The following is a 25,791-nucleotide window of genomic DNA, read 5'->3' as shown; positions in this document are numbered from 1 at the left end:
AGAATCCTGCCTTTTGTGCAACATTTCCCGATTACTGCCCTTTTATTGAGGAGAATGTTGCATTATGTGCAGGATTTTCAAGCTTCAACGTGAGACCGGCACATGCAGGTGCGTGCGCTTGCACTAACAGCTAAGCAGTGTTGTGTCGGCTGGACGGGCGAACCAGACAAGCACAGGAACAACCCGCTTATTTCATAAGCGGGTTAACCTCCTGTTCCATTTGTCCGAGCAGCCCGTCAACGGTGGATGTTTGCGTGTAAAGTCCGTCCATAAGCAACTGGATTTTCGTATCAATCTGCTGCCAGTTTTTATGTCCGGGCGCGATCCGCGCCGTGGCGATCTGATCGAGCACCGCCCGCTGAATACTCTCCGGTGAAGGCTCTGAGGCTGCCCGCAGGAAGACATCGGATTCCAGTACAGACTTGCGTGACGGGACAAAATACTGCGCGGTAACGCTCATCGACTTTGCACTGGTGATGAACTTGAGGAACTCTGCAGCCTCTGCCGGATGGCTGGTCTCGAATACAGACACTCCCGCATAACCGAGGGATGTCCCTGTCCCCTTAATGCCTGCCGGCATCGGGGCGATATCCCAGGCAAAATCTGTGACCGCGCGCGCCTTGGAGGTATAGCTGTAGCGGTCCGTATACATACCAAGCCGGCCGCTGTCGAAGGCAAGCTCATCCCCGGGGAGCGGATGTACTTTGGTCTTGAACATCATGTCGCTGTAGAGCTGGAGCGCTTCCTTCCCTGCGGGAGAATTCAGTGCAAACGATGCTCCGCCGCTGTCGAACAGCTCTGCCCCATGCGACCAGAACAGCGGCAGCAGCGCATCCGACCAGTTGTTCCAGTCGCGGACCAGCTTCACACCGTAGATGCCGCGCTGCGGATCGGTGAGGCTTCGCGCCGCCTTGAGGAATTCATCGTAGTTCCATTTCCCTTCCTCATACAGCTCCGTAGGCGTCTTCAGCCCCTTAGCCCGGAACAGATCCTTATTGTAATAGATCAGCACCGGAGGCGTGGAGAACGGGATGCCGTATAACTGGTCTCCGCGCTTGAAGATGTCGAGCGTAGAAGGATAGATATCCGCATAATGATATCCGGAGTCCTCCTTCACCTCAGCCGCAATATCCACCAGCTGGCCGGATTCCAGCAGTTGGGGGATCATCCGCTCCGCCAGCCAGCCGGCATCCGGCGCGGTGCGGGAAGCCAGCATGATCGACAGCTTCTGCTGGTAATCCGCAAAGGGAATCGTCATAATCTCAACCTCGATCCCGGAGTGGAGCCGTTCAAATTCACCGATCAGCTGCTCGACCATTGCCTTCTGAGCATCATTGCCCCAGATGCTGAACTTCAGCTTCACCGATGCCTGCACCGAAGCCGTCCCGCTCCCGGCTTCTCCTTCACCCGCTATCCCGCCGGGCGTCCCGTTTCCTGCACCTGAAGAACAGCCTGTAGCCAGCAATACCGCAGCCATAAGGCCTAATAGCCTAATCCGCATGCTTACTCTCCTTCCTGCCTGTCCCCTGCGGGTCCGGCATGATTCATTGCTTCCCAGTTCATCGGCAGCCGCAGCGAGACGGTTACGCCGCGCTCCGCCTGTGAATGGATCGTCAGGCCGTAAGGCTCCCCATAGAGCAGCCGCAGCCGCTGATGAACGTTGCGCAGCGCAAAGCCCTTAAGCACCCGGCCAAAGCTCCCCTGTTCCGTCTCGGCAGAAGACCGTGGCTGGCTGCCGTAGAGCTGTCCTTCAAGCTCCTGCATCCGCTCGGCGGTAATGCCCAGACCGTCATCTTTGACCGACAGAATCAGATCCTCTTCCTCCACAGAGGCGGTTAAAGCAAGGTGCAGCCTGTCTGGTCCCATGGCATGCTCAATAACATTCTCGATCAGCGGCTGCAGAATCAGCTTCGGCACCACACAGGAATCGAAGGAAGAATCAATATGGATCACAGCGTGCAGCTTGTCCCCAAGACGCATACCCTGGATGCGCAGATAGGCTTCCACGAATTTCACCTCATCCAGCACATACACCATCTGCTCCCGGTGGCCGACTGTATAACGCAGCAGCTTGCCGAGACTGGTCACCACACCGGAGAGCTCCCGGGTATTGCCCTGAAGCGCCAGCATGTTCACCATCTCCAGCGTATTGTACAGAAAATGCGGATGAATCTGGCTCTGCAGCGCCAGCAGCTCCGCCTCCCGCTCCTTCAGCCGGGTCTCATAGACCTCCTTAACGAGCCGGTCAATCTCACCGATCATCGTGTTGAACCCTTCGGTCAACTGCCCGATTTCATCGCTGGTGGTGACCGTCGCCCGTTCGAGGAACAACCCCCGCTTCACCTGTCTCATCTTCGACTGCAGATGGGCAATCGGTTTAATCAGACGGCTAGACAGGAGTATAGCTGCCACATAAGCCGCCATAAGGGCCACTATGGAGACAATCAGCGTTGAGTTGGTCAGCTCACGGGCATCCTCACGGAGCTGCACCCGCGGAATCAGAGAGGTGACCTTAAGTCCTGTGTACGGAGATTCCGCAGAGGCAGTAATATAAGATTCGCGGGAGTCCTGAAGCTTCCCGGGGGAAGCGTAGAGAAGCACCTGATCCCCGCCTGTAATCTGCAGCAGGCCGCTCCCGCTTGAGCGTACCGTCGAGACAATGGACCCAAAGCCCCGCGGCGTGAGATCCACCTTGACAATCCCCAGCATGGCATGCGTGTAAGGTTCGCGGATGACTCTGGCCACAGAGATGATTCCCTGCTTCGCCTCCGTATAGTAAGCTGCGCTATGCGGCGGAAGGATGGCCAGGCCGCCGTCCGCCTGCTCTACGGTTGCCATCCACCCCGCCATGCTGCGGTCCCACCGCTTCCTCACACTCTGATCCAGATTGCTGAAGATCCCGCCGTCATTGGTGAACACCAGAATACTCTCAATCTCCCCCCGGTCAAAAGCCAGCGAAGAGATAAATAGATTCATCTTCAGCGTCTCATCGGCGCTCAGATAGGTGCCGGCCGCACCCGGCCCCCGGTGTTTGCGCAGAATCTGCATCATATCCTCATCGTACAGGGGCGCGAGCGTCAGGCGGTCCAACTCCTTAATATAATGCTCTAGATTAATATTAATCTGGCTGACGATCTGATTGGACAGCTCCACCGTGCTGCGTTCGACTCCGGCGGTATATTTTCTGTAGCTGATAGTGCCGATGACCAGGAACGGAATCGTGATCAGCAGGCAAAATAAAATCATAAACTTCGTGCGCAGCGGCACATAGACGGACCGGTTGAATCTTCTTCCGAATAACATGCGGACAGCCTCCCCGAACTCTGGTTCTACATCAACATAGCATAATTCGAGGGGGAAGTCAGAGCGGTCCGCCGCAGCCTGCCCCGGCGCAGGAATTCCGGCTCAGCTATTCGCAAGCTCGCTGGACCAGACCTCCGTCTGCCTCCGGAACTCAGCCTCTGTCAGCATCCCGCTGTGAATCATATAAGCGTAATCCAGCAGATTCGGCAGGCAGGGCAGATCCAGCAGATAACGGCTGAACGCATGCGCGGCAATCTCTGAGGTCTTCGTCACACTGGCCCGAATGCGCAGCGGTCCCAGGGAGAGGCTGCTGATGTCATCCAGCCGCTTGTTGGTGTACCCCAGCTCCGTGAACTCCAGATCATGGAACAGCTCATGGGCAAGGTGAATATCCGTTACCTCCTTCAAGCTGAAGGAGCGGCCGGGAAGCAGCACACCGGCGCATTGCCGCAGCTCCTCCATGGAGGATGAATACAGCGTAATGACGCGCTCCTTGGCCGACAGCTCAATCTGGGCACGGAAGCGGATCTGCCCGATGGTGCCCTGCCGGTCATTGAGATTGACACGGATTCCCCGGTCCCGGCAGATGGCCCCGAGATCTGTGCCGTAACGGGCCTTGAAGGCCAGAGCCTGCTCCTTCCCTATGGCCAGCGGACGCTCCACATAATAACGCCGTTTACCGCGCGGAATCCGGTGGAACAGCAGATCATTGGTCAGTTCGGCATACCCCAGCACATGATCGCCGGGCACTGTCTTTACAGCCGTCTTCATCCTCTTGTGCACCTCCTACTGATAGACGACGGCGAGCATCTCGCTGTTGTCCTCCAGCAGCTGCGTCTCCACTTCAAGAATGGAGAACAGCTGCTCCTTGGTCTGCATGCCGGTCAGATCGAGCATTTTTTCCTTATAGAAGATGAAGGTCTTGGGGATCGTCGCATTCGCATCCGAATAGATCGTATTCTCCTCCAGGAAGGAGGCGAACCGGTCGGCCATATTCTTCTTCAAAAAAGCCAGATGATACGCATTCGTCTTCTTGAAGCGCACCACGCCCTCGCGGTCCAGCACGCCGACATGGCTGAGCTTCTTCTTCACCAGCCCGAACATCGACTTCCTGATCTCGCTGGACTCGAACAGATACCATCTGCCGGAGGCCGCCTTCAGCTCCGTGTGGTCCGCAGGCTGCCCCAGCGCCTCCGCGGCCGTCTGCATCAGCTCGTTCACCGGCACCTCGCGGCTGGCCAGATCCTTCGAGCGCAGCTCCGTGGAACCGGTGGCGATTGCCCGCAGAATATTGCGCTGGGAGTCAATCTCGATCGTGACATCCACCGTAGACTCGTTCGCCCCGGACTGGACGATTTTCTCCATAATCTCTGCCCGAATCAGCTTGATGTCATGCTCGGTGGCACCCACGACGGTCTTCTCGATCTGCTCGCGGACCATCGCCATTCCGACGCCAATCGTCGAGATATACGGTGCGTTATTCGCTATCTGGTGCTTGAAGCCTTCCTTCGCCGCCATAGCCGGAACCAGCACCGCTCCGCTGCCTCCGCCGCCTACCAGCGTAATGAAGCCGGTGTCCAGCTCGTAGTCGCTGATCATCTGGTTGACTACAGCCATCACCTTGCGGATGGCAATCTCTATCGCCGCCCTTGCAGCATCCTCCGCAGACATCCCGAGATGGGAACCCAGCGCCTGCCAGGCGATCCGGGTGCTCTCCAGATTGCCGCGGGCATAATCGGTCTCCGGCACATGGTTCAGCAGATTTGCCGCTCCCGCCAGGGTCAGTGCGTATTCATGCCCGCCCGCACTACGAACCGTGACATAATCCGGGTCGCCGTCACGCGGGCTAATGAGACCAATCGCAGGCTGCTCCAGGTTCTCTTTGCCGGTGAAGCATTCGTATTCCAGACCGGCGATATGTGCGCTGCGTGGGCCGACATCCGTGATCTTTCCCCCGCCGATCTGGATCATGCTGCCCCCGGCTACAGCCAGTGTCCGCACATCCAGCGAGCGCAGGTACGTCTTGTGACCGCCGACCTGGGCGTTCTCGATCATCACCTTACCGTTCTTGATTACGGAGATATCTACGCTCGTGCCTCCCACCTCGAAGAAGATGCCGTCCGAGATCTTCTCATACATCAGGGCACCGGCCACTCCGGCCGCCAGCCCCGACAGCATGGTCAGGATCGGGCGCTTACGCACCTCATCGATGCTCATCACGCCGCCGTCACAGCGCATAATCATCAGTTGGGAAGTGATCCCCGCTTCCTTGACCGCCTGCTCGGTCATGTTGGCGGTCTCCATCATCTTCGGAATCAGACTCGCATTGACAACCGCTGTGCGGGTGCGGGTCTTCAGCCCGTAGAGCTGGGAGATCTCATGTCCGCCGGTAGCGTACACGCCCCGGATGCGCGCCGCTTCCATCACTCTCAGCTCATTGGCCGGGTCATCGACACTGTAGGCTTCAGAGGCTACAATAACCTCCGCCCCCCGGGCCAGCAGCTCATCTATTGCATTATCGATGGCTTCAGCCGTAAGCTCCTTGGAATCCACGAACTTGTGGTAAGTCTTCAGGAATTTGCCCGCGGCCAGCTCGATATCGGCCACATTCGTCTCAGCGCGGGCACTGCGGGCATCCAGCCCCGTCCCCATACCCACGATGCCTACACGGGCAACATCACCTTCGAGCAGGGCGTTGGTGGCCTGCGTTGTACCGTGGGCAATGAACTTGATATCCTCAGGTAGAATACCGTTCTCATTCATGATCCGCTGGATGATCTGGACAATCCCGCTGGCTACGCCGCGCTTGTCATGGTGCGTGGTCGGCATTTTGACCTTGGACAGCACCTCGAAGGTCTCATTGTCTATCGCCACGGCATCCGTGAAGGTTCCTCCGACATCGATGCCGATTCTGATTTGTTTATTATGCATAGCAGGTTCTCCTCTCCATGAAGCATGTCTCTCAATCCGTGGTTCACTTGCCGCAGTCTAGAAAGCGATCATTCCCGCAATAATCATCGAGATCATTACAGCCACGAACATCCAAGGCAGCGTCTTGCGTAGTGTCTCAATAATATCCGTCTTCGTATAATCGGAGATCCAGACGTTATGCGAGTTGGTCGGATCACTGACCGCCTGCAGATTGCTCACGATACGCAGGGCCAGCATCGCTGCAACGGGCGCCATGCCCCCGGCTACAATCAGGGCTGCAATTCCGCTGCCGAGTCCCCATACATTAAGCGGTCCACGGTAGATCGCCAGCGGAGACAGCAGAGTGAAGACCAGAATGTACATCAGCGGGCTGGTTGGAATGATGCCTTCGATCAGCGGCTGGATTAACCCTGCCACTTGAGGGGCGGTCACCGCACTGAGGAGCATCCCGATTCCGATCATCAGGCCGAGCGCACCGGCAACATCCTGAATCCCTTCAACCAGCGCACTCGACAACACATGGAACGGGCGTTTGGGGGTTGCGAGCAGCAGGGTGACCAGCGCTCCCATGAAGACAGCAGACACAATATCCACCTTCAGGAAAAATACGAGCAGCACCGGAACAAGCGGGCTGATCAGCGCAATAGCTCTTACATTCTTGGTATCCTGAGGCTGGAAATCCTGCTTCAGCGGCATTGCCCAGGCCCGGCGAACCTTGCCGTCCTTGCGGGTGTAGTAGACGATCATAATCAGGGCAATCACGATCAGCGGAACTGCACAGACAAGGGAATACGAAGCAATCGTGTTCGTAGGCACCTTAAGCACATCCGTATAAATCGCCCAGGTGGAGACATTGAACACCACACCAACCGCATTGGCCAGCAGCACTACAAGGCCGCTGACAAACGGCTTAAGCCCGGCCGTCAGCATGATGGGAATCGCAATCGTTCCGACCAGAATGACCATGCCCAGGCCGTTGGCGGCAGAGAAGATGACAGAGGCAGCGAGGAAAAAGATAATCGCAATCGCCAGCGGCTTATCACCGGCCAGCTCCGCAGCCTTGCGGATAATGGTCTTCGTGATGCCGACCTTGCTGAGAATCTGGCCGAACCAGGCGCCGAAGATCAGTCCGGCGATGGCGGTAGACAGCTTCATGGCTCCGCCTGCGAGTACCCCCTTCGTGATGGTGAAGGTGTCCGGGTTATCGGACAGAAGCGGGATGCCGGCAATCGCTGCCAGCAGAATCGCCATCATCGGCAGCGCCAGCAGCGTGGTCAGCTTGCGGGTCATCATCAGCCCCACGAACACAATGAATACAAGTAGAATTCCGATAATTTGCACGGTTTCCAAACCAATTCCTCCTACAATTTTGTTGTATATTCGTTGTTATAAGAACTATTGACTAAATCACCGGCCGCCTTAATTGCACCGAATACAGTTATGCACAGGCCGTTATACTTCCAGATAAGCGCCGTGGGCTACAAGTGTCTCCTGCAAGCTCTTATAATTCACCTGCTGGACAGGCACGCCTTCCCGGACAGCCAGCGCTGCCGCTGTACCGCCCGCTTGCCCGATGGCGCCTACCGTTGGCGTTGTCCGCACAGCCGCCTGGGCTTCAAAGGTAGCCGAGAGGCATCTTCCGACCACGATCAGATTGTCGATCTCATTGGTGATCAGACAGCGGTAAGGGATGCCGTACATCGCTCCCCATTCCAGGTGATCCGTGGCGGTTCCCTCACCATCCGGGCTGTGAATATCAATCGGATACCCGGAGTGGGCAATCACATCCTCGAAGGGCTTCACGGAGAGAATATCCTGCGCAGTCAGGGTATACACGCCTGTAATCTGGCGGGAGCCGCGTACGCCGATGGACGGGCCTGTCGAGATAACCACCGATTCTTCGAAGCCGGGAATATATTTTCTGAGGAAAAGCTCCAGCTCGCGGCACTGCCTGCGCCCTTCAATCTCGGCTTCGCTGAGGCTCCAGGGATCTGTGCTGTCCTTGCCCAGAATCCGTGTGGTGTTCATGATGATCTCGCCGGGGTTGCTCGTCTCGAAGAACAGCACATCCTCCCTGGGAATACTGATCTCGCCGCGCGCCTTCGCTTCACGGAACTGCTGGTCGAAGCCGGCCACCGACAGCCTTGCTGCCGAGTCCATCACCGTGATATCCAGATTCATGCGCGGAAAGTCCTCACGGTGCTCCCGGATATACGCTTTGATCTTCTCTGTGTCCACATTTCTCATCTTCATCTTCAGTGTCATCGGCTGCGACTGCCCGTCGGATTCCCTTCCCTTGGTGAACGGAATGCCCGACCAGGCAGCCAGATCCCCGTCACCGGTTGCATCGATGAACACATCCGCCGAGATCCTGCTAAGTCCGCCCTTATTGCACAAGGTAAGCGATGCAATGCGTCTGCCCGACACTTCAGCACCGGCCAGCATCGTATGATACAGCACCTCGCCCCCGCTCTCCTGCAGCATCAGATCCAACTCGTATTTCATCGCTTCGGCATCGAATGGCGTCACCGAATAGGTGTAATTCGTCGCGTCCGGGATATGCCCCGGCGATTTGCCGAGCGCCCGGAGCCGCTGAATCAGCTCATCGGTGATTCCCTGGACAGCCTGCTTATCCCCCGCGTGAAAAGTCATCATCGGCCCTACGCCCGCAGCGGTCAGGGTCCCGCCGAGGAATCCCCCCGCCTCTATGATCAGCGTCCGGGCGCCTGCTCTTGCTGCCGCGATGGCCGCGATGGAGCCGGAGACCCCGCCTCCCGCCACAACTACTTCATATTTCCGCATCTCTGCTCCTCCTTCTTCTTCTAAAGTGAACGGTTACATTACTGCTGCTCCCTGTACTGCGTCGGGGTGCAGCCGGTATAGTCCTTGAATACCGCCATGAAATGCTTTGAGCTTAGGTAGCCGGACAATTTGGCAACCTCATAGATTTTGAGATTCGTCTCCTTCAGCAGCTGCTTGGCCCGGTTCATCCGGCACCGCGAGACATAATCCGTGAAGTTCTGTCCGGTCTCCGTCTTGAACAGCACCGACAGATACTGGTGATTCAGATGCACCTGCTCCGCCATATATTGCAGCGAAATCTCCTGATCCAGCCGCTGGGCAACCAGCTCCTTCACTTTGCGGATCAATTGCCTGCCCTTCGGGTCGGTCTCTCCCTCTTCCGGCTGGCCTGGCAGAGCATTCCGGGCTCCGTGCTTGCGCTTGTACTCCCCCAAGGCCTGGGCCAGCTCCGTGCGGTCAACCGGCTTCAGGAGATAATCGCTGATGCCGTATTTGATCGCCTGCTTGGCATATTCGAAGTCGGCATACCCGCTCAGAATCAGGATATACAATTCAGGGAACTGGTCACGGACCCGCCGGATCATCTCCAGGCCGTTCATTTCATTCATCCGTATATCCGAGATCAGGACATCAGGCTTCACACGCTTGAGCGCCTCCAGTGCAAGTCTTCCGTTCTCTGCCTCACCCACCACCTCAAAGCCGCCGATGACCTCCTCAATCAAATGCTTGAGGCCCGAACGGATCAGGGCTTCATCCTCAACGAGAAACAGCTTGTGCAACCCAATCCCTCCACATCCAGTATCCGGCCACCGGTCCCGCTTCGCCAAGCTTCTGAGGCTCACTCTTGGTGAAACGCTTACAGTACCAGTATAAAATTTGAGCACCTGCAAAGAAACGGTCCCCATTCGAGAAAAGGTATGAAATTTCGAGATGTATCCGCATCCGCTCCGCCAGACATGAAACCGGATGCCCTTCACGCCAAAATACGGCGAAAATGACACCCGGTTCTGCTTGCACTGGCATATGGGTAAGAATCACTCCGGGTCTGCCGGATTACAGGTCAGCCGCAATGCTGTTATCATACAGCGCAATCAATTCATCGAACGATGAGATGATCACATCCGAGCCCTTCAGCTCATCCTGCCGCCCGAAACCGGCATAGGCGCAGCCGATGACCGTCTGTCCGTTGCCCTTGCCCGCCTGTACATCGGAGGAACGGTCCCCCACCATCCAGGCGCTGCCGATCTTGTGATTGTCCAGCAGAAGACCGAGCAGCTCAGTCTTGGTAGCCGTTCCCTGGCCGCCCGCGCTGTACAGCCCCTCGAACAGGTCCTTCAGCTCATGCACGACCACGATGCTGTGGATATAATCCTCCAGCCCGTTGCTGGCTACGAACAGCTTCACTCCGCGCGCATGCAGGGCACGCAGCGTCTCGGCTACCTTGGGGTACAGGACCGTTCCTCCGGCCTCCAGTCCCTCGATCTCCAGCTGCAGCAGCAGCTCATCCGCCCGGCGGTGTACCGCCTCATCCGCTTCCGGCATTACGTTCTTCCAGATATCCGCGAGCAGCATGCCTAGGCTGCCGAGGATGCGCTCCTCCGGCGGGGTCGGGCCGGAATGCAGTCCTTCTTCCCGCAGAATATCAAACATTTTATGATAGGCGGGCAATAACAGGCTCTCTGTCTGGAACAGCGTACCATCCATATCAAATACGATGGCTTCCGGCTGGTTTAATTTCGGCAGCGGTCTGTTCTCCGCCTGTGTCTTTTCTTCGTTGCTCATGAGGTGAATCATCCCTTCCAATTGTTCTTCGGTTACTCGCCCTAATGATAAAGGATAGCAGTATGTATTGTCTACGAACCCCTAATTATAGAAGGGACCGCAGTGCAAGCACCTAGAGTGCTTACGCTGCGGTCCCTTCTATATATAATGCGGCGTGCTGTTTCAGAACATTAACTTATACGTTGTCGAAGCTTGAGATCAGTTCATCGAGAACATCTTTGCTGACCATTTTACCCTTGAAACTGATCAGGTTCTCGGCACTTCCCGAGAAGATGCAGGTTGGTTCATATTTTCTGAGAATGATCTTTTCGCCGTCCACAAAAATTTCGAGCGGATCCTTTATGTCAATTCCCATTGTTCTGCGCAGCTCAATCGGAATCACAATACGTCCCAGTTCATCTACTTTTCTTACTATGCCAGTTGCTTTCATCATTATGCATCCTCCCTTGAAATAACACTTGGATCATCACTCGGTGTTAAAAGCTATCAAAGCTTCTAATAAGTAGAAATGATTACTCTATAATTGCATTGTAAAGTGCTATTTCTTTCCTGTCAATTTTATTTCTACATCTTTTGATATTTATCGACAAAAAATTCGACAAAGTTTAGAGTTTTTTCGACAAAATAATAAACTCGGCGCCCTTATAACCACTTAATTCTTCTTTTTCCATATTATTCACAATCAGCTGGATCTTTTCTCATTCCCTCAGACCCCAGGCCCGCTGAAGCAGTCTTAACTTGACAGCAAAGTTATACTAGCTATATATTTCAATCAGTCAAATTATATTGGAGTGTTTCCATGAGCAAAGAAGCCGAGAAAGAACAAGCTGTCTATACAGTTATGGATCATATGGCCAGCGTGCAGCAGAAGTCACAGGCGTTCATAGACCGGATCACGAAGAAGGGGGCCCTCTCTCAGAACCAGATTATGCTAATGTTCCTGCTCCAGCTCACCGGCTCCCTTAATATTACGGACATCTCAGAGCGGCTGGTAATTACTCCGGGCGCAGCTTCGTTCATGTGCGATAAGCTGGAGGATCTGGGATACCTCGATAGAGTGCGCACGAAGGAAGACCGCAGAGTCGTTAATATCGTTCTCACCGAACACGGCAAGCAGCACATCCTTTCTATGTTCGACACCTTTACATTGTCTGACCTCGACCACATTTCAACGACACTTAAGACGATCGATGATCTGTTAAGCGGGATTACCCATCCTTGACCCAAACGTATCATACTGACCGGACTGCATCTCCTGAGGGAGGGCAGTTTTTTTGTGGAGATTTCTATTGATTTTATTTTATTTAATATATATTATAGTAACTAAAATATATAGAATGGAGGTAAATTCATCATGAAGGCCATACATCTGCCTCCGTCAGGAAGGGAGCCGCTGAAGATCTACGGCTCTCAGACCTTTCGGGCCGGCATGGAGGCTTCCAGCGTGGAGGTGCTCGGGCATCTGCATGTCCGGGGCAAGCTAACCGCCGACCGGATGAAGCTCCGGGGGGAGTGCTCGGTCACAGAGACCTGCAGCGCCCGGGAGCTCTACAGCTTCGGCAGTCTGCGCACCGGCAGCCTTCAGGCCGGGAAGGCTGCAACCAGCGGATATTTATCAGTAGCCTGCTCTGCCCAGGCAGACGAATTCCGGGCGGATGGCGCGGTGAAGATCGGCCAGTTGTCCTGCACCTCATTGATCCGCATTAAGCTGGGCGCCTTAAGTAAGATCGGACACATGATCTGTGAAGGCGAAATTACCATAGGGCCTTCGTCCAGACTGCTCAATATTCCGATGCGCCTTTTCCGCAAGCTGTATTGTGAGACAATTGAAGGGGCCGGTATCACTTTATATAGGACCCATGCGGACCTCGTATGCGGGCAGAATGTTACGGTAGGGCCCGGCTGTACCATCGGGGAGATCCGTTACCGGGATCATCTGACCCTTCATCCCCAATCCGAAGTAGGCACAATCATTCAAATTAAACACCCTGGAGGTATATGACATGCGATCTTCCTCTGGCCCAGTGCCTTATCTGCTCCATTATCTGTCCAAAGGCTTCGTTATCCTGTTTGCTTTGCCCGTGCTGGGCACATGGCTGGTTGGCAGCTTCGTCTGCGCCCTCATGGCGCCGATAGCCGGTTTGCTGCGGACCTTCGGCGTCAGTGCTGTTGGGATGAGGCTAACCCCTTCCTATTCTGTCCCGGAAGCACTCAGCCTGCCCTTTGGCTTGTTGGTAGGGTTCCTGCTGGCCTTATCCTTCTACTACACCCGCCGTCTGCTGCGCAAATGCATTGCCTTTATTAAAGAATAAGAGGGATTTCAAGCCGCCTGTATCCGGCGTTGAAATCCCCCTGCTAAATTAGCTATGAACGAAGCTCGAAGAGCCGCGCAGTCTTGCCAGCGGGCAGCGTAACGCTCAAGCTGCCTTCCGCAGCGTCCCAGCTCCATTCGGACCCGTGCGCCATAGGATATCCGCAGCAGGCCTCTGCTTCGATGCCCCGCAGCTCAGGAACAGGCAGTCTGATCGAAGCTGCTTCTCCGGCGATCCGCCATACCGCAATGTAGCGGATGTCTCCATGACGAAGGCCGAAGCTGACCCATTCGCTTCCACTGTCAGGCAGACCCAGCGGCCAGAAGGCGAAGGCTTGCGGAATGTGGGCGCGGATAGACTTGTAATAATCCAGCGCCTCCTTCACCAGCGCCCGCCGTCTTGGCGTTAGCTCGGCCAGATGTCCGCTCTGATGGACGCGCAGCAGCAGCGAGTTGACCATATTGAAGATGACCTCTTCATCATCCCCTTCGCGCAGCGGATACGACCAGACCGCCGATTGCTCGGGAGTCAGTGCAGCCGGAGAGCCTGCGGCAATGGCAGCATACTTCACATAATCCTCCTGGTCACTGGTGGACTGGATGCTGTGGCGGCTAAGCATGGCATAATCCATCCGCATTCCGCCGCTGGAGCAGTTCTCAATCACAAGCTGCGGATAACGGGCGAAGATGCTGTCCAGCCAGGCCAGATAAGCACGGTTGTGCTGTAATAGACCGTCCCCGAAGCTGTCCGCTGCGGTCTCCGTGCCGATTCCGGCATTGATGTTGTAATCCATCTTGATATATCCGACGCCGTATTCCCCAACCAGCCGGTCCATCACGCTGTCGGCATGCTTAATGACTGCCGGATTACGGTAATCGAGCTGATATCGGCTGCGGTCCTTCACCCGCTTGCCATGGCGCATGAAGAACCAGCTGTCATCGGTCTCCGCCAGCTTCGGACTGTTGATCCCCATCACCTCCAGCTCCAGCCACAGACCCGGAATCATCCCCTTGCTGCGGATCATATCCAGCACGTGCTTGATGCCTTCCGGGAAGCGCTCATGCGAAGGCTCCCATTCCCCGACCCCGTCCCACCACTCGCCGGGTGCATACCAGCCCGCATCGATGCAGAAGTATTCACAGCCGACCTCGGCAGCCGCATCAATCAGCGGCAGCAGCTTCTCCGTTGTCGGACTTCCCCACAGGCAGTTCATGTAGTCATTGAAAATAACCCGCAGCAGCTCATTGTCCTCATTCGGTCTGCGGATCATCCGCCGGTATGCGGTGAGCTGCTCTGCCGCCTCCCCGAACCCTCCCTGTACCGCGCCTGCGGCAACCGGTACGGAAGTGAACGCTTCGCCGGGGGCAAGCTTCAGCCACCAGTGATTGTCATGCTCCGTAGGCCCGCTGACCAGCAGCGTGAGCTGATCCACCTGATCCGTCAGCTCCCAGTGCCAGGAGCCGTTATGCTCAATCTGCCAGAACAGGCTGCTCCCGCTCTCTTGGTTGCGCAGCACGGCCATCGGCAGCAGCTCCGCCGCCGACCAGGAGCCGGTATTGCTGGCGGCAATCCGCTTCGAGCCGCGGTCAGCCAGGTGGGACATGCCCAGCTCGGGCAGGGTGTAGCTCTTCCACTGCAGCTCACTCTGCCACCCGCTGTGAGCAATACTCACTTCGATTTTGTCATTGCGGTCCCCGCTGCCCTCCTTGTCCACTCCGGTGAGAGCGAATGAAGAGATATACTCTATAGCCGCTTCCGTATCCCCTTCATTACTTACTACCGTCCAGGAGCGCACGATCTGCACCCCAGTATAGAACTGATAATGCTGCACGGCCTTCACACCCGTCAGCGGGTCAGCCAGCGTAAGCTCCAGCTTCCGCCCCAGCGGATTCACCGTATCCCGATGCCCGTCATACACCATACGCAATCCCGGATAAGAGGCGCGGTGCGTCCGTCCGTGATATTCCGCCCGGTCTTCCCCCGACAGCTGCAGCTCCAGCAGCCGGAAGCCCGCCTTGTTCTGCTCTTCAATACTCCCCGCTTCCAGCGGTGCTGCGCCGAAATGCAGCAGCCGCACATCCTGCTCCCCGGTAATTTCAATCGTAAGATAAAGCCCGTTCTCGGCTATCTCTATGAGCCTGCTGTCCATGTCTATTTGTCCTCCTGACAAATGATGGTGTGGAATTTTGGTATCTTTGGTGTCTTTGGTGTCTCCTGTTTCCCTGCCTCTCCTGATTATGAGGCCTTCTCTTCTATTCGTAACTCCTAATTTCCCTGCGGTGCTCGGGTAAGTGGCGAAGTAACGGAGGGAGGTTTGGAATTGGAGGAGCGGCAGCGACCGCCTTTATGTTTGGATTTCTACTGCGGCCAGCAGTTTAAATCGGGAAATCCAAACATAACAGCGGCCGGAAATCCAAAGCTCACGCAGTTACGTCCAGCCACTTACACCCCCTCCCCCGCCTAAAAATCTGCGTTACATAGAAAGAAGGCCCCCTCAGTAATAAAGGAGGCCGTCCCGGAACTAATAACTCTTATTGCGCAGACCCGAATTGAATCCAAGCCTTCTGAATTTCATCAATCGCCTGATCCTTGGTCTTGCTGCCGCCGATATAAGCCTGCATCAGCTCGCCGAACTTCTGGTGGAAGGTATCGAGGGAGTAGTTCACCGACAGGTCGCCGGATTTCTCGGTCTTCAGGATCTCTTCCATTTCCTTAGGCATTTGCAGGTCAGGCATCGGCGCATCCTTGATCGGAGGAATAACCTTCGCTACTGTGGAGAACCAGCTCTTGCCGTAGTCGGACGTATACAGCCAGTTGAAGAATTCAATCGTTTCGGCTGCTACCGCAGAATCCTTGTTGATCCGCAGTGCCTGGTCGGCACCGGTGATGATCTGGGACTGCTCCGGTTTGTCGCTGACAGGGTACCCGGCGATGCCGAGGTCAAAGTCAGGGGTGATTTTCTTAATCGCCTCTTCATCCCACGCGCCTTTACCGGTCATAAATGCTGTTTTGCCCAGTGCGAAATCACTGACCTCAGCATTGCTGTCGCGTTCAAGCGGCTTGTCTGTGCCATGCTTAACGGTGGTATCAATGAAGTTGAAGAAGTTGTCGTTCAGCACCGGATGATCCTTGAAGGTCGTCTTGCCGGCAATGAAGTCCGCTACGAGCGTCTTGGCATCGGTGCCTGCATCGGTGGCTGCGGCGTCCACGAAGTGCTGGAAGATATGCTTCCATACCCACCACTCTTTGTAGGCGTTGGCGAATGGCGTGATACCCTTGGCTTCAAGCTTGGTAATCACATCGTCCAATTCAGCAGTGGTCTTCGGTACTTCCGTGATGCCGGCATCGGCCAGCAGCTTCTTATTGTACATCAGGACGAACAGATTGCCCTTGACCGGAAGACCCAGCACTTTGCCGTCCGTAGAGCTCATATTGGAGCGGACCGCATCCGTCATCGCTGCTGCCAGCGGTTCATTGGTCAGGTCTGCACTATACTCGGCAAAAGTATCGATATCCCCGCCCGCCGTAGTCTGGAACACATCCGGTGTGCTGCCCGCGGCAATTTTGGATTTCAGCACCGTATTGTAGTCGGCCTGCATGATTTCCAGATTAATCGTAACATTTGGCTTAACCTTCTTGTATTCCGCAATGTAAGCATTGAAGGCCTCTGTGTATTCAGGAGAAGCAGTGAACATATTAATCGTGACGGGCTTGGAGGAATCCGCCGGCGTGTTGCCTGCCCCGGATGATCCACCCGTGTTGTTAGCAGTATTATTGGTGTTATTTCCGCCGCAGCCGGCCAGCAGTCCGCCCACCAGCAGCAGACTCGCAGATAGTGCCGTGAATCGTTTTAACATGATGTTGCCCCCTTTTTCCATTTGCATCTTGTGGTCTTGCTCATCATTCTAAATAAAAAGAAAAGGGATAAGAATGTACATAAGTGAACTTCTGAGGGTAAAAAAGTGTCCATGTAACCGTTTCACTTTTCTACCCCTGGCAGCTGCAGCCGGAATTCAGAAGGGGAGCAATCATAGTAATTGCGGAACGCCTTGCTGAAATAGTTCTTGTCCTTGTATCCCAGCATTTCGGAGATATCCTGAATTTTGAGGTTCGGGTCGGTCAGCAGTGCTTTGGCTTTATCCATCCTTACCTTTTGCACATACTCGTGAATGCCGTAGCCGTATTGTCCCTTGAACAGCTTCATCAAGTATTCTCTGCTCAGGAAATATTGCTCCGTGAACATTGATATCTTAATATTCTCAAAATAATGGTTATCAATGTATGCTTTAATATTTTCCAGCACGCTGCTGCGGTCTCCGGCCACCGTTCGGCTGATCTCTCCTGCATAACGGTCGAAGATATCGTTGAGCACACCCGCAAACTGCTCAAAGGAGGCGAAGTCGCCAAGAATGCCCAGGGATGACAGGCTGCTGTCCTTCCCGCTGCGGGTCTGCGGCGGCGTAGCATCCAGCTCTGCAGCAATCTCGCCCAGCAGCAACAGGAACCCTTGCAGCGTCCGGTCCGCCTCCCCAAGCGTGAAGCCTTCAGCCTCCTGGCATTTGCGGATGAATTCGCTGAGGATACTGCGGGCATGGTTCACATTCCCGCTCTCCAGCGCACTGCGGATCTGCGGCATTCGCCCCGTCAGGGAGGGATTATCCTTCAATACCGTTTTTATTGCTTTGTCCTGCACGATCAGGCTGCTCTTCAGGCTGAGCAGGTCGATTGTATCCAGTGATACTTTGGCCTGCTCATAGGAAGCGGCAATGCCGAGCGAATCCCTGCAAGGCTCTCCGATTCCGCCTGCACAGACGATTCCGAACAGCTCCTTCAAGGTAGAGGCCGCTTTCTTCATATGGTGCAGCGACAGGAAGGCCGCATCCGCTTCGTACCCGCCCTTCATCGTGAAGATGGCAATGAACTCGCGCTCTCCCTTGGGACTGGCGAAGCTGAACGACTCGAACTGTCCGTCCGTGTTCTCGTTCATCACATTGGTCACGGCAAAATGCAGCAGATCCCGGTCCCCATGGAATCTTTCCTTACGCACCTGCTCCAGATTAAGCATCCGCAGCAGGCCCACAGCGAAGTGGCTGGCCGCCCCGTCCGCACCGATCAGCGGGAGAAAAGCCTCATTGGACTGGGTCTTGAAGCTCCGGTCAATGATGGACAGATACATCTTCTCCTTCAGCTTCGGCAGCGACATGTTAAGTGTAATATTGCGGCTTATGAATTCGCTCTCCCGCTTCCGCTTGGCCTCCAGCACACCGACTGCCTTGCGCAGCGCATGGTTGAGGTCTGTGCGGTTCACCGGCTTCAGGAGATAATCCACCACCTTTGAGCGGATGGCCTGGCGCGTATACTCGAAGTCATTATAGCCGCTGATCACAATCAGCAGCAGGTCCGGGAATTCCTGCTCCACAATCTGCAGCAGCTCGGCTCCGCTCAGCTCCGGCATTTTCATATCGACCAGCACCAGATCGAACCGCTCACGGCGCAGCAGCGCAAGGCCCGCCTTCCCGTCCGTCGCCTCCAGCACCTCGCTGACCCCGAGGCCCTCCCAGTCCCCCAGAATATGGATCGCTTCGCGCAGCGGCTCCTCATCATCAATAATCAGCACTCTATACATGTTGTCCTGCTCCTCCCCGCGGCAGCCGCATCTCCATCTGTGTTCCCTGCTGTGTACTATGAATAACCAGACCTGCCTCTTCTCCATACAAAAGCTTCAGCCGGGTATTCAGATTCTTAAGTCCGATGCTCTCCATCCCGTCCTCTTCCTCCGTATCCAGTGCCCGGTCCTCCCACTGGATCTGAAGGGAGCTCAGCACCTGCTCCAGCCGTTCTCCGCTGATGCCCGGCCCGTCGTCCAGTACGGAGATCACGCTGTGTGTGCCGGTGACATGCGCTCCAATGGTGATGGTAACTGTACTCGATACCTTTTCCAGCGCATGCTTGATGCAGTTCTCCACCAGCGTCTGGATCGACAGCTTGGGAATTCTCAGCTCCATCAGACTTTCGTCCCAGGCGTACACCACCTGCATCCGGCCTCCGAACCGCGCTTTTTGCAGCGCCAGATAACGTTCGATATGCCGCAGCTCCTCCCTTGCCTGCACGACATCCTTGCCGCTAATGCAGTATCGCAGGGTCAGGGCCAGGTTGTCCACCATCTCGACAATATCGTCGTTGTTGTTCTTAAGCGCCTTGGTAGAGATCGCCTGGAGCGCATTGTAGAGGAAATGGGGGTTAATCTCAGCCTCCAGGGCTTTCAGGACGGCGTTTTTTTCTACGATTTTCATTTTATAGCGTTCATTGATCAGTTCATTCGTCCTCTCCACCATCTTGTTGAAATGGCGCGACAGGTAGGCAATCTCATCCTTGCCTGTAACCGCAGCCTGCGCATCGAAGCTCCCGGTACTGAAGCGCTGCATCTGCAGGGACAAATTCTTCAGCGGATGGGTAATCCGGTTCGAGGTGAAGCTGACCAGCACCACAGAGACGATCAGGAACAGCAGGCCAATGGCCACACTTAACGTACGCGTCGTTGTCGCCGCTTCATAGATTTGCGTGTAAGGAATCGGCTTGACGAGCTTCCAGCCTTCTTTTTGGCTGATATCGTAGATTACGAGGTACTTCTGCCCCTGGCCCTGCCAGGTTACGCGCCCCTTCTGCTCCGGTGTCAACAGCTTCACCAGTCCCGCCTCCCGGCTCTCCCGGTAGAATTCCTTATCGTCCACCTTGAACGGCTCCCCGTCCGGGCTGATATACATCAGATGCTCTCCGGTGCTGAACGGGATATCCCGCATAATCTCATCGGTCACCGAGGAGTTCAAATATAGCGATAAAACCGCCTGCGGCTCGCGTGACACGATGGAGCGGATCAGCCGGTGATAGCCCATGAACACCTTGTCCCGGCTCACCGGATAATCGGCGCTGTTCACGCTGGCAGGCTGCTCCTCCACAAACGACTGATAGGAACGGTTATACGGACTCTTCAGCGCCCGCTTATACCATGGCAGATCCGTGATAGGCGGATGCTCGGAGACCCGGACGGTAATGTTATAGTTCTCCTTCGTGACATAATAATACTTCTGCTCCTTAATCACATAGAGGTATACAGCCTCCAGATCATTGCGCGAAAAATACAGGTTCCTCAGATAATCCTCCACGTACATCCGCGAGCTGTAGTCTTCCGATTCATGCAACAGCGCATAATTGAACTCATCGTAGGAAATCTGCGGCAGAGACAATTGCTCCACACCGTTTAGATAGCTCTCCAGATTCCGTCCGACCAGAAGAAGATTATTGCCCGTGCTGGCTATGCTGTTATCGACCGATTCCCGCTGCAGCATGCTATAGGATATGTAGGTGAGTGAACTGACTACCAGGATAATGATAATGGTAAACAACAGAATCAGCTTGTTCGCCAGACGGCGGGACACCCGCGCAACCAGCGGCTCTATCAGCTTAATCCACACTTTTCTCATGATGCTCTCCGCTCTCCCCGCTGCCGGTTTTGGGGGCTTTTCCGGCCTCCGCAGTCCGTTCACCTTTTTACCCTTAACTGTACTCTTAAATCCATTTTTGAGTATAGGGGTCTGCTCTATAATACACAATATAGACTAACCGGAATGGTTAAGTGTGGCAAGCCAGGCATAATACTCCCACCCCATAACTCAAGAAGAGGTGCATCCATGTTAAAAACACTCGGCAAACAATGGCGCGAGAAATTCGAATTCGGAATTTTCACACTCCCGGTGCTGATCTGTATCGCTGTGGCCTTCTATATTCCCTTTGCCATGACCATCCGTTATTCGATGACCAAGTGGAACGGGATTTCCAAGCATCCCAAGTTCGTCGGACTGGATAATTTCAAGCAAATCTTCTCAGGTGATACCAACTTCTCGGATGCCGCCTGGTTCACAATTAAATATGCGGTGCTCTACATTGTCATCGTCAATGTGCTGGCGATTCTGCTGGCGGTGCTGCTGGACATGAAGCTGAAGAGCACCTCCTGGCTGAGAGCGGCCTTCTTCATCCCTTATATCCTCAGTCTTGTCATTGTCGGCTTCATCTGGAAATTCATCTTCATGCAGGGCTTCAACTCGCTGGGCGAGAGCACCGGCTGGGCGATCTTCGATCTAAGCTGGCTCGGCACACCGGGACTGGCCTTCATCTCCATTCTGGGCGTATCCATCTGGCAGTCGATCGGGTTCTATCTGGTCATCTACATCGCCGGTCTGCAGTCTGTGCCTGAGGATCTCAAGGAAGCCGCTACAGTAGACGGTGCAGGACCGCTGAGAAAATTCTTCAGCATTACGCTGCCTCTGCTTGCCCCATCGATCACGATCTCTGTGTTCATGGCGCTCACCAATTCGATTAAGGTGTTCGATGTCATCCTGTCGCTGACCGGCGGCGGTCCCGGCGGAACTACGTATAGTATCGCTTATGATATCTACCGGGATACGTTCCAGAACAACCTGTACGGCTACGGTACAGCCAAAGCACTCATTCTGTTCCTCGCCGTGCTTGTCGTAACGATTATCCAGCTGACCGTCTTCAAACGGAGAGAGGTAGAGGCCTAATGAAAAGTAACCACAACAAGACAGGCAAGATCATCCTGGAGGTTATCCTGGTCCTCTTGTCTCTGCTGTTCCTGTACCCGCTGCTGCTGACGATTATTAATTCGCTCAAAAGCTTCGGCGAGGTCATGACCGACGTCATCGCCCTGCCGCAGAAGCTGACCTTCAGCAACTACTCCTATGTCTGGGAGTTCATCAACTATCCGCGCCTGTTCCTGAACAACTTCATCATTACCGGCGTCGGCCTGCTCGGAATCGTATTCATCTCCTCCATCGCCGCCTACAAGCTGGCACGGACCAAAACCAGATGGAGCGGTGTCCTGTACTTCCTGTGTATTATGCCGATGCTGATTCCGTTCCAGTCGATCATGCTCACGGTCCTGCAAACGGCCAAGAATCTGAACCTGTCGGAGAGCACCTGGGGACTGGGCCTGCTGTACTGGGGCTTCGGCGCTCCGCTGGCGGTGTTCATCTACCACGGCTTCGTGAAGGGTATCCCGACAGAGATCGACGAGAGCGCGACCATTGACGGCGCTTCCGGCTTCCGCCTGTTCTTCAGCGTCATCTTCCCGCTGCTGAAATCGGTCACCACAACTATTGTGATCATCGATGTCATGTGGATCTGGAATGACTTCCTGCTCCCGCTGCTGATGGTTAACGGCTCGCCGGAGACGAAGACCTTGACGCTGGCGGCGTACACCTTCGTAGGCCAATATACCTCGGACTGGCAGTATGCCATGACCGCAATGGTAATGGCGGTGCTTCCGTCCATCGTTGTCTTCATCTTCCTGCAAAAGTACATTGTGAAGGGCGTTGTGGCCGGGGCGGTTAAGGGGTGATCCGATACCAGTCCTCTACTTTGCCCGCTTCCGAACGGCAAAGAAGGCACGGCCTAAGCGAATCGCTCGGGCCGTGCCTTTATGTGATAGGTTTGATTTTTGGGATAACCGTCACTGCGGTGATTTTAGACATTTCGGCCGCTGTTATGTTTGGATTCCCCGATTGAAACTGCCGGCCGCAGCAGAAATCCAAACATAAAGGCGGACGCTACCGCTCCTACAGTTCCAAAATCCCCTCCGTTCCTCCACCCTTGAATCGTTCTACAATACACGAAACATTTCAGAGCCAAATTCAAACACCAGACAAGGCCTCCACCTCGAACATCCAAAAAGACAATGGACTCACATGCGCTTATTTCGCATATAGCAACACTTTTGGCACCCTCTGCGGACTCAGATGCGCTTATTTCGCACATTGGGCCAGAAACGAGGCGGAATTTCAAGCATAAGGTCCTCTGAGTCCGCAAGTTCGGCGAATCCAGCCTTTTCAGGACTAATAAGGGCCTCCCAGTCCGCATAGAACCGAGAAGTACCGCACCAGCCCTCCCTGTGAAAGCAAAGGGGGGCGATGGGCCATGGGGCGGATGGGCCATGGGGCGGATGGGCCACGGGGCGGATTGTCTCCACGGAGCGTATGGTCCACGGAGCATATGGTCCACGGAGCGGATGGTCTCCACGGAGCGTATGGTCCACGGAGCATATGGTCCACGGGGCGGATGGTCTCCACGGAGCATATGGTCCACTGGGCGTATGGTCCACTGAGCGTATAGTCCACCGGGGACGTTGAAGTCGCTTCTTTACCGTCTAAGCGCGATACGGTACACTGGCGTAGCGGTAACGCTATGGAAGACTGCAACGGCCTCGCCCTCGAATACCTTCTCCACCGCCATGGCGGCATCGGCTGCCACTGATACAGCACCTGTCCGGCACGGCGTAGTTTCCAGAACGATCTCGCCCCGGCGCAGCACCTCCCGGAACCGGGACAGGCCGATCTCCCACGGCAAGCCGTTATAGAAATGGTCGTGGAACAGCTGTCCGGCGGCGAAGGCATAGCCTACATTTCCCGTGTAGTCAATGCTTAGCAGCACTTCTTCCGTGCCCTCCAGAACCTCCTCGGGCAACTGGAGGACTACCTTGTGGTCCTGAATCCGGCGCATGGTAACCGCAATTTCCTTCTGCGGAACCTGCACATCATAAGCCTGGAACCAGCCCTCCTGGCGGCCGCTGACCGTGGCATCCGCCTGTGCGGTATTCCACTGTGTTGCCGCTTCAGCGCCGCCCGTGTATTCACGGAAGGTGAATGCAGGATGTCCCTGGCTGATGAATTCAATTCCGTCAGCAGTCTGAACGGGAGGAGCCGGCGAGAAGATGATCCGGTTCCGGCCGTTCTCCTCAAGCTCCCACAGGGATGCAGCTTCACGTGCGCTCATTGCATAGATACGGACTTCACGTGCTCCGTCCCGTCTGATTACAATCATGGCGGATTGGTCATGCGGAATCAGCACATTGTATCCGCCATCCTCTGCTACATCCCCGGCTGCGGCAGTCACTTCAAGAATGCCGTCATCTGCATCGATCTGGAACTCACCGTCTACACCCTCCGGCATCGAGAAGAAGTAGACAGCCGCTTCCTCCGTTTCAACAGCCGTAACAGGCTGGGCTGTGGCAAATTTAAGATTCAGGCCATCCAGCGCGAAGTTGAACGGCAGCAGGAAGGAAGCCTTGGACTGAACGGTCAGCTTGCTCCGCTGCGGGAAGCTCACCGTATCCTCTTCCAGCTCCACAGAGAACACAACCTCTTCATGCGTATCCATGTCCACATGGTCTTGATAATTATTGACGAACAGGAACCCGGACCTGCCGTCCGTGCGGACGGCATAGCGCAGCGAATGCCCATCTTCCGGCGTGATAGCTTCTGCCCCCTCGGGGAGCACAGTCGCCATAGGAGAAAGCCGGTCTGCGAACCGGCGCAGGAAATAATGCAGCGGCCGGAGCAGATGATTCGACGCGCGGATCTGGCCGAATTCGCCAATCGGCGCCTGGAAGTCATAGGTCAGCTTCGGGGTGGTGCTCTCATTCAGATATCCGGTTCTTCCCACCGGATTCGTTCCGCCATGGAACATATAATACCCGATGAAGTTGCAGCCTCCGGCAAGCTTCATTAAGGTCATGGCGATTACACTTTCCGGCTCCACCTGGAACCGGGACAGATACCAGGTCTGCATTCCGCCGCCCATCTCACAGCAGGCGAACGGGTATTTGGTCCGCGGATACGGCGGATTGAATTCGCCGCCCGGCGCCTTGTCATCATGGAAGTTCACGAATGTATATTCCGGCGTCGGCTTCTGGACCTGATTCGGATCACTGATGCTCCACGGAGTATAGGCATACCCTCCATACAGCGGAAGCACCTCATCCTCCAGGAACGGGGCCTCGCCCCATCCGGTGCTGGTATAGATCGGAGCGATCAGACCCGAATCCACCGCATACTTTTTAAGCAGACGCATATGCTCTGATCCCGCTTCACCGCTAACGCCGCCGCTGAGGTATTCATCACCCTGCTTGGCGGTTTCTTCCCAGAGTGCGGCAGCGGCATTCAGCTCATTCTCCAATTGAATGCCGATCACCGGACCGCCATCCTTGAACATCTGCCCGGCAGCCTGGTTGCCGATCTCCTTGAACAGCCGGTTCACATACTTCAGGTAGCCCTCATCATTGGAGCGGACCGCGAATTCGCGCCCGAACAGCCAGTCCGGCAGTCCGCCGTTCCTGACCTCGCCATGACAGAACGGACCGACACGCAGGATGACATATAGACCATTATCCCTGCACAGGTCCACGAACCTCCGGAGATTGCGGTTGCCATCCCATTCGAACTCCCCTTCGAGCTCTTCATGATGATTCCAGAAAATATAGCTCGCCACCACATTGATTCCCGACAGCTTCAGCTTGCGGATCTCACTCTCCCAGTCCGCTTCGGGATAACGGGAGTAATGGAACTCGCCGCAGATGGCGAAGTAGGGCTTGCCATTCAGTTCCATATAATAATTGGTGAAGCGGATCTCATCCCCCTGGGGATTGCTCCCGCCAAGACGCAGTGTGGACGGATAGATATGCTTAGGGGACACCCCAGCCTGTATCGTATATTTCATGAGAATTGCTCCTTTGCCATAAAGTATGATCCGTGTACAACCTCTAACTATATTTTCACAAAAACTGCCCCAAAGCCAATGCTTTGGAGCAGCC

At 55.3% G+C, this 25,791-nt stretch carries 20 protein-coding genes; 6 read left to right on the top strand and 14 right to left on the bottom strand.

Annotated elements, in window-relative coordinates; translation table 11 throughout:
- Positions 1-187 precede the first annotated feature (187 nt).
- The 9 genes from MHH28_RS32435 to MHH28_RS32395 form a co-directional block, all read right to left on the bottom strand.
- Positions 188-1,477 carry an ABC transporter substrate-binding protein gene (locus MHH28_RS32435; RefSeq protein WP_405109995.1) on the bottom strand — a complete coding sequence of 430 codons (1,290 nt, stop codon included), beginning with the start codon at positions 1,475-1,477 and terminating at the stop codon, positions 188-190.
- A gap of 26 nt (positions 1,478-1,503) precedes the next feature.
- Positions 1,504-3,303, bottom strand: coding sequence for a sensor histidine kinase (locus MHH28_RS32430; RefSeq protein WP_405109992.1), 1,800 nt, complete (start codon positions 3,301-3,303; stop codon positions 1,504-1,506).
- A gap of 102 nt (positions 3,304-3,405) precedes the next feature.
- The gene (locus tag MHH28_RS32425) at positions 3,406-4,074 is read right to left on the bottom strand and encodes a hypothetical protein (protein ID WP_405109989.1); all 669 of its coding nucleotides are present in this window, start codon (positions 4,072-4,074) and stop codon (positions 3,406-3,408) included.
- 15 nt (positions 4,075-4,089) lie between these two features.
- Complete coding sequence (locus tag MHH28_RS32420; RefSeq protein WP_405109986.1) at positions 4,090-6,234, bottom strand: hydantoinase/oxoprolinase family protein; 2,145 nt, start codon at positions 6,232-6,234, stop codon at positions 4,090-4,092.
- Positions 6,235-6,291: 57 nt separating this feature from the next.
- Positions 6,292-7,575, bottom strand: a complete 1,284-nt coding sequence (locus tag MHH28_RS32415; RefSeq protein WP_405117368.1) for a citrate transporter — start codon at positions 7,573-7,575, stop codon at positions 6,292-6,294.
- Positions 7,576-7,686: 111 nt separating this feature from the next.
- A complete protein-coding gene (locus MHH28_RS32410) occupies positions 7,687-9,036 on the bottom strand; it encodes an FAD-dependent oxidoreductase (RefSeq protein ID WP_405109983.1) in 1,350 nt (449 codons plus the stop codon).
- Between the two features lie 38 nt (positions 9,037-9,074).
- Entirely contained in the window at positions 9,075-9,815 is a 741-nt protein-coding gene (locus MHH28_RS32405; RefSeq protein WP_405109980.1) for a response regulator, read from the bottom strand.
- Between the two features lie 274 nt (positions 9,816-10,089).
- On the bottom strand, positions 10,090-10,818 hold the full coding sequence (locus tag MHH28_RS32400) for an HAD family hydrolase (protein WP_405109977.1): 729 nt from the start codon (positions 10,816-10,818) through the stop codon (positions 10,090-10,092).
- A 175-nt stretch (positions 10,819-10,993) separates the two neighbouring features.
- A complete protein-coding gene (locus MHH28_RS32395; protein WP_339223628.1) occupies positions 10,994-11,251 on the bottom strand; it encodes an AbrB/MazE/SpoVT family DNA-binding domain-containing protein in 258 nt (85 codons plus the stop codon).
- 366 nt (positions 11,252-11,617) lie between these two features.
- On the opposite strand from MHH28_RS32395, the gene MHH28_RS32390 reads away from it, so the two are divergent.
- The 3 genes from MHH28_RS32390 to MHH28_RS32380 all read left to right on the top strand — a co-directional run bounded on the left by MHH28_RS32390 (position 11,618) and on the right by MHH28_RS32380 (position 13,130).
- On the top strand, positions 11,618-12,040 hold the full coding sequence (locus MHH28_RS32390; RefSeq protein WP_405109974.1) for a MarR family winged helix-turn-helix transcriptional regulator: 423 nt from the start codon (positions 11,618-11,620) through the stop codon (positions 12,038-12,040).
- Positions 12,041-12,172: 132 nt separating this feature from the next.
- Entirely contained in the window at positions 12,173-12,820 is a 648-nt protein-coding gene (locus MHH28_RS32385) for a hypothetical protein (RefSeq protein WP_405109971.1), read from the top strand.
- Between the two features lies 1 nt (position 12,821).
- Complete coding sequence (locus MHH28_RS32380) at positions 12,822-13,130, top strand: hypothetical protein (RefSeq protein WP_405109968.1); 309 nt, start codon at positions 12,822-12,824, stop codon at positions 13,128-13,130.
- Positions 13,131-13,182: 52 nt separating this feature from the next.
- Here MHH28_RS32380 and MHH28_RS32375 read toward each other — a convergent pair whose 3' ends face one another.
- The 4 genes from MHH28_RS32375 to MHH28_RS32360 form a co-directional block, all read right to left on the bottom strand.
- Entirely contained in the window at positions 13,183-15,279 is a 2,097-nt protein-coding gene (locus MHH28_RS32375; RefSeq protein WP_405109965.1) for an alpha-galactosidase, read from the bottom strand.
- 382 nt (positions 15,280-15,661) lie between these two features.
- Positions 15,662-16,987, bottom strand: coding sequence for an ABC transporter substrate-binding protein (locus MHH28_RS32370; RefSeq protein ID WP_405109962.1), 1,326 nt, complete (start codon positions 16,985-16,987; stop codon positions 15,662-15,664).
- A 122-nt stretch (positions 16,988-17,109) separates the two neighbouring features.
- Positions 17,110-18,756 carry a response regulator gene (locus MHH28_RS32365; RefSeq protein WP_405109959.1) on the bottom strand — a complete coding sequence of 549 codons (1,647 nt, stop codon included), beginning with the start codon at positions 18,754-18,756 and terminating at the stop codon, positions 17,110-17,112.
- Positions 18,749-20,611, bottom strand: coding sequence for a sensor histidine kinase (locus MHH28_RS32360; RefSeq protein WP_405109956.1), 1,863 nt, complete (start codon positions 20,609-20,611; stop codon positions 18,749-18,751). The genes MHH28_RS32365 and MHH28_RS32360 overlap by 8 nt, the downstream gene beginning before the upstream one ends.
- Before the next feature lie 207 nt (positions 20,612-20,818).
- Between MHH28_RS32360 and MHH28_RS32355 the strand changes: the two genes are divergently transcribed.
- The 3 genes from MHH28_RS32355 (at position 20,819) to MHH28_RS32345 (ending at position 23,315) form a co-directional block, all read left to right on the top strand.
- A complete protein-coding gene (locus MHH28_RS32355; RefSeq protein ID WP_405109953.1) occupies positions 20,819-21,709 on the top strand; it encodes a carbohydrate ABC transporter permease in 891 nt (296 codons plus the stop codon).
- Positions 21,709-22,545: a carbohydrate ABC transporter permease gene (locus tag MHH28_RS32350; RefSeq protein WP_405109950.1), complete on the top strand. Its 837-nt coding sequence runs from the start codon at positions 21,709-21,711 to the stop codon at positions 22,543-22,545. The genes MHH28_RS32355 and MHH28_RS32350 overlap by 1 nt, the downstream gene beginning before the upstream one ends.
- Positions 22,546-23,120: 575 nt before the next feature.
- On the top strand, positions 23,121-23,315 hold the full coding sequence (locus tag MHH28_RS32345) for a hypothetical protein (protein WP_405109947.1): 195 nt from the start codon (positions 23,121-23,123) through the stop codon (positions 23,313-23,315).
- A 27-nt stretch (positions 23,316-23,342) separates the two neighbouring features.
- On the opposite strand, the gene MHH28_RS32340 is transcribed toward MHH28_RS32345, so the two are convergent.
- Positions 23,343-25,697 (bottom strand): beta-galactosidase, encoded by a 2,355-nt coding sequence (locus tag MHH28_RS32340; RefSeq protein WP_405109944.1) that lies wholly within the window; start codon positions 25,695-25,697, stop codon positions 23,343-23,345.
- Positions 25,698-25,791: the final 94 nt, after the last annotated feature.

Source organism: Paenibacillus sp. FSL K6-1217 (genome assembly GCF_045040735.1).
Lineage (GTDB): Bacteria > Bacillota > Bacilli > Paenibacillales > Paenibacillaceae > Paenibacillus_AQ.
This window is presented reverse-complemented; position numbering and strand designations above follow the sequence as displayed.

What these genes read in the sequence shown, in the direction of transcription:
- MHH28_RS32435 (WP_405109995.1), bottom strand. Translation starts at nt 1,477, where the DNA reads ATGGCTGCGGTATTGCTGGCTACAGGCTGTTCTTCAGGTGCAGGAAAC.
- MHH28_RS32430 (WP_405109992.1), bottom strand. Translation starts at nt 3,303, where the DNA reads ATGTTATTCGGAAGAAGATTCAACCGGTCCGTCTATGTGCCGCTGCGC.
- MHH28_RS32425 (WP_405109989.1), bottom strand. Translation starts at nt 4,074, where the DNA reads ATGAAGACGGCTGTAAAGACAGTGCCCGGCGATCATGTGCTGGGGTAT.
- MHH28_RS32420 (WP_405109986.1), bottom strand. Translation starts at nt 6,234, where the DNA reads ATGCATAATAAACAAATCAGAATCGGCATCGATGTCGGAGGAACCTTC.
- MHH28_RS32410 (WP_405109983.1), bottom strand. Translation starts at nt 9,036, where the DNA reads ATGCGGAAATATGAAGTAGTTGTGGCGGGAGGCGGGGTCTCCGGCTCC.
- MHH28_RS32400 (WP_405109977.1), bottom strand. Translation starts at nt 10,818, where the DNA reads ATGAGCAACGAAGAAAAGACACAGGCGGAGAACAGACCGCTGCCGAAA.
- MHH28_RS32395 (WP_339223628.1), bottom strand. Translation starts at nt 11,251, where the DNA reads ATGATGAAAGCAACTGGCATAGTAAGAAAAGTAGATGAACTGGGACGT.
- MHH28_RS32390 (WP_405109974.1), top strand. Translation starts at nt 11,618, where the DNA reads ATGAGCAAAGAAGCCGAGAAAGAACAAGCTGTCTATACAGTTATGGAT.
- MHH28_RS32385 (WP_405109971.1), top strand. Translation starts at nt 12,173, where the DNA reads ATGAAGGCCATACATCTGCCTCCGTCAGGAAGGGAGCCGCTGAAGATC.
- MHH28_RS32380 (WP_405109968.1), top strand. Translation starts at nt 12,822, where the DNA reads ATGCGATCTTCCTCTGGCCCAGTGCCTTATCTGCTCCATTATCTGTCC.
- MHH28_RS32375 (WP_405109965.1), bottom strand. Translation starts at nt 15,279, where the DNA reads ATGGACAGCAGGCTCATAGAGATAGCCGAGAACGGGCTTTATCTTACG.
- MHH28_RS32370 (WP_405109962.1), bottom strand. Translation starts at nt 16,987, where the DNA reads ATGTTAAAACGATTCACGGCACTATCTGCGAGTCTGCTGCTGGTGGGC.
- MHH28_RS32365 (WP_405109959.1), bottom strand. Translation starts at nt 18,756, where the DNA reads ATGTATAGAGTGCTGATTATTGATGATGAGGAGCCGCTGCGCGAAGCG.
- MHH28_RS32360 (WP_405109956.1), bottom strand. Translation starts at nt 20,611, where the DNA reads ATGAGAAAAGTGTGGATTAAGCTGATAGAGCCGCTGGTTGCGCGGGTG.
- MHH28_RS32355 (WP_405109953.1), top strand. Translation starts at nt 20,819, where the DNA reads ATGTTAAAAACACTCGGCAAACAATGGCGCGAGAAATTCGAATTCGGA.
- MHH28_RS32350 (WP_405109950.1), top strand. Translation starts at nt 21,709, where the DNA reads ATGAAAAGTAACCACAACAAGACAGGCAAGATCATCCTGGAGGTTATC.
- MHH28_RS32345 (WP_405109947.1), top strand. Translation starts at nt 23,121, where the DNA reads ATGGGGCGGATGGGCCATGGGGCGGATGGGCCACGGGGCGGATTGTCT.
- MHH28_RS32340 (WP_405109944.1), bottom strand. Translation starts at nt 25,697, where the DNA reads ATGAAATATACGATACAGGCTGGGGTGTCCCCTAAGCATATCTATCCG.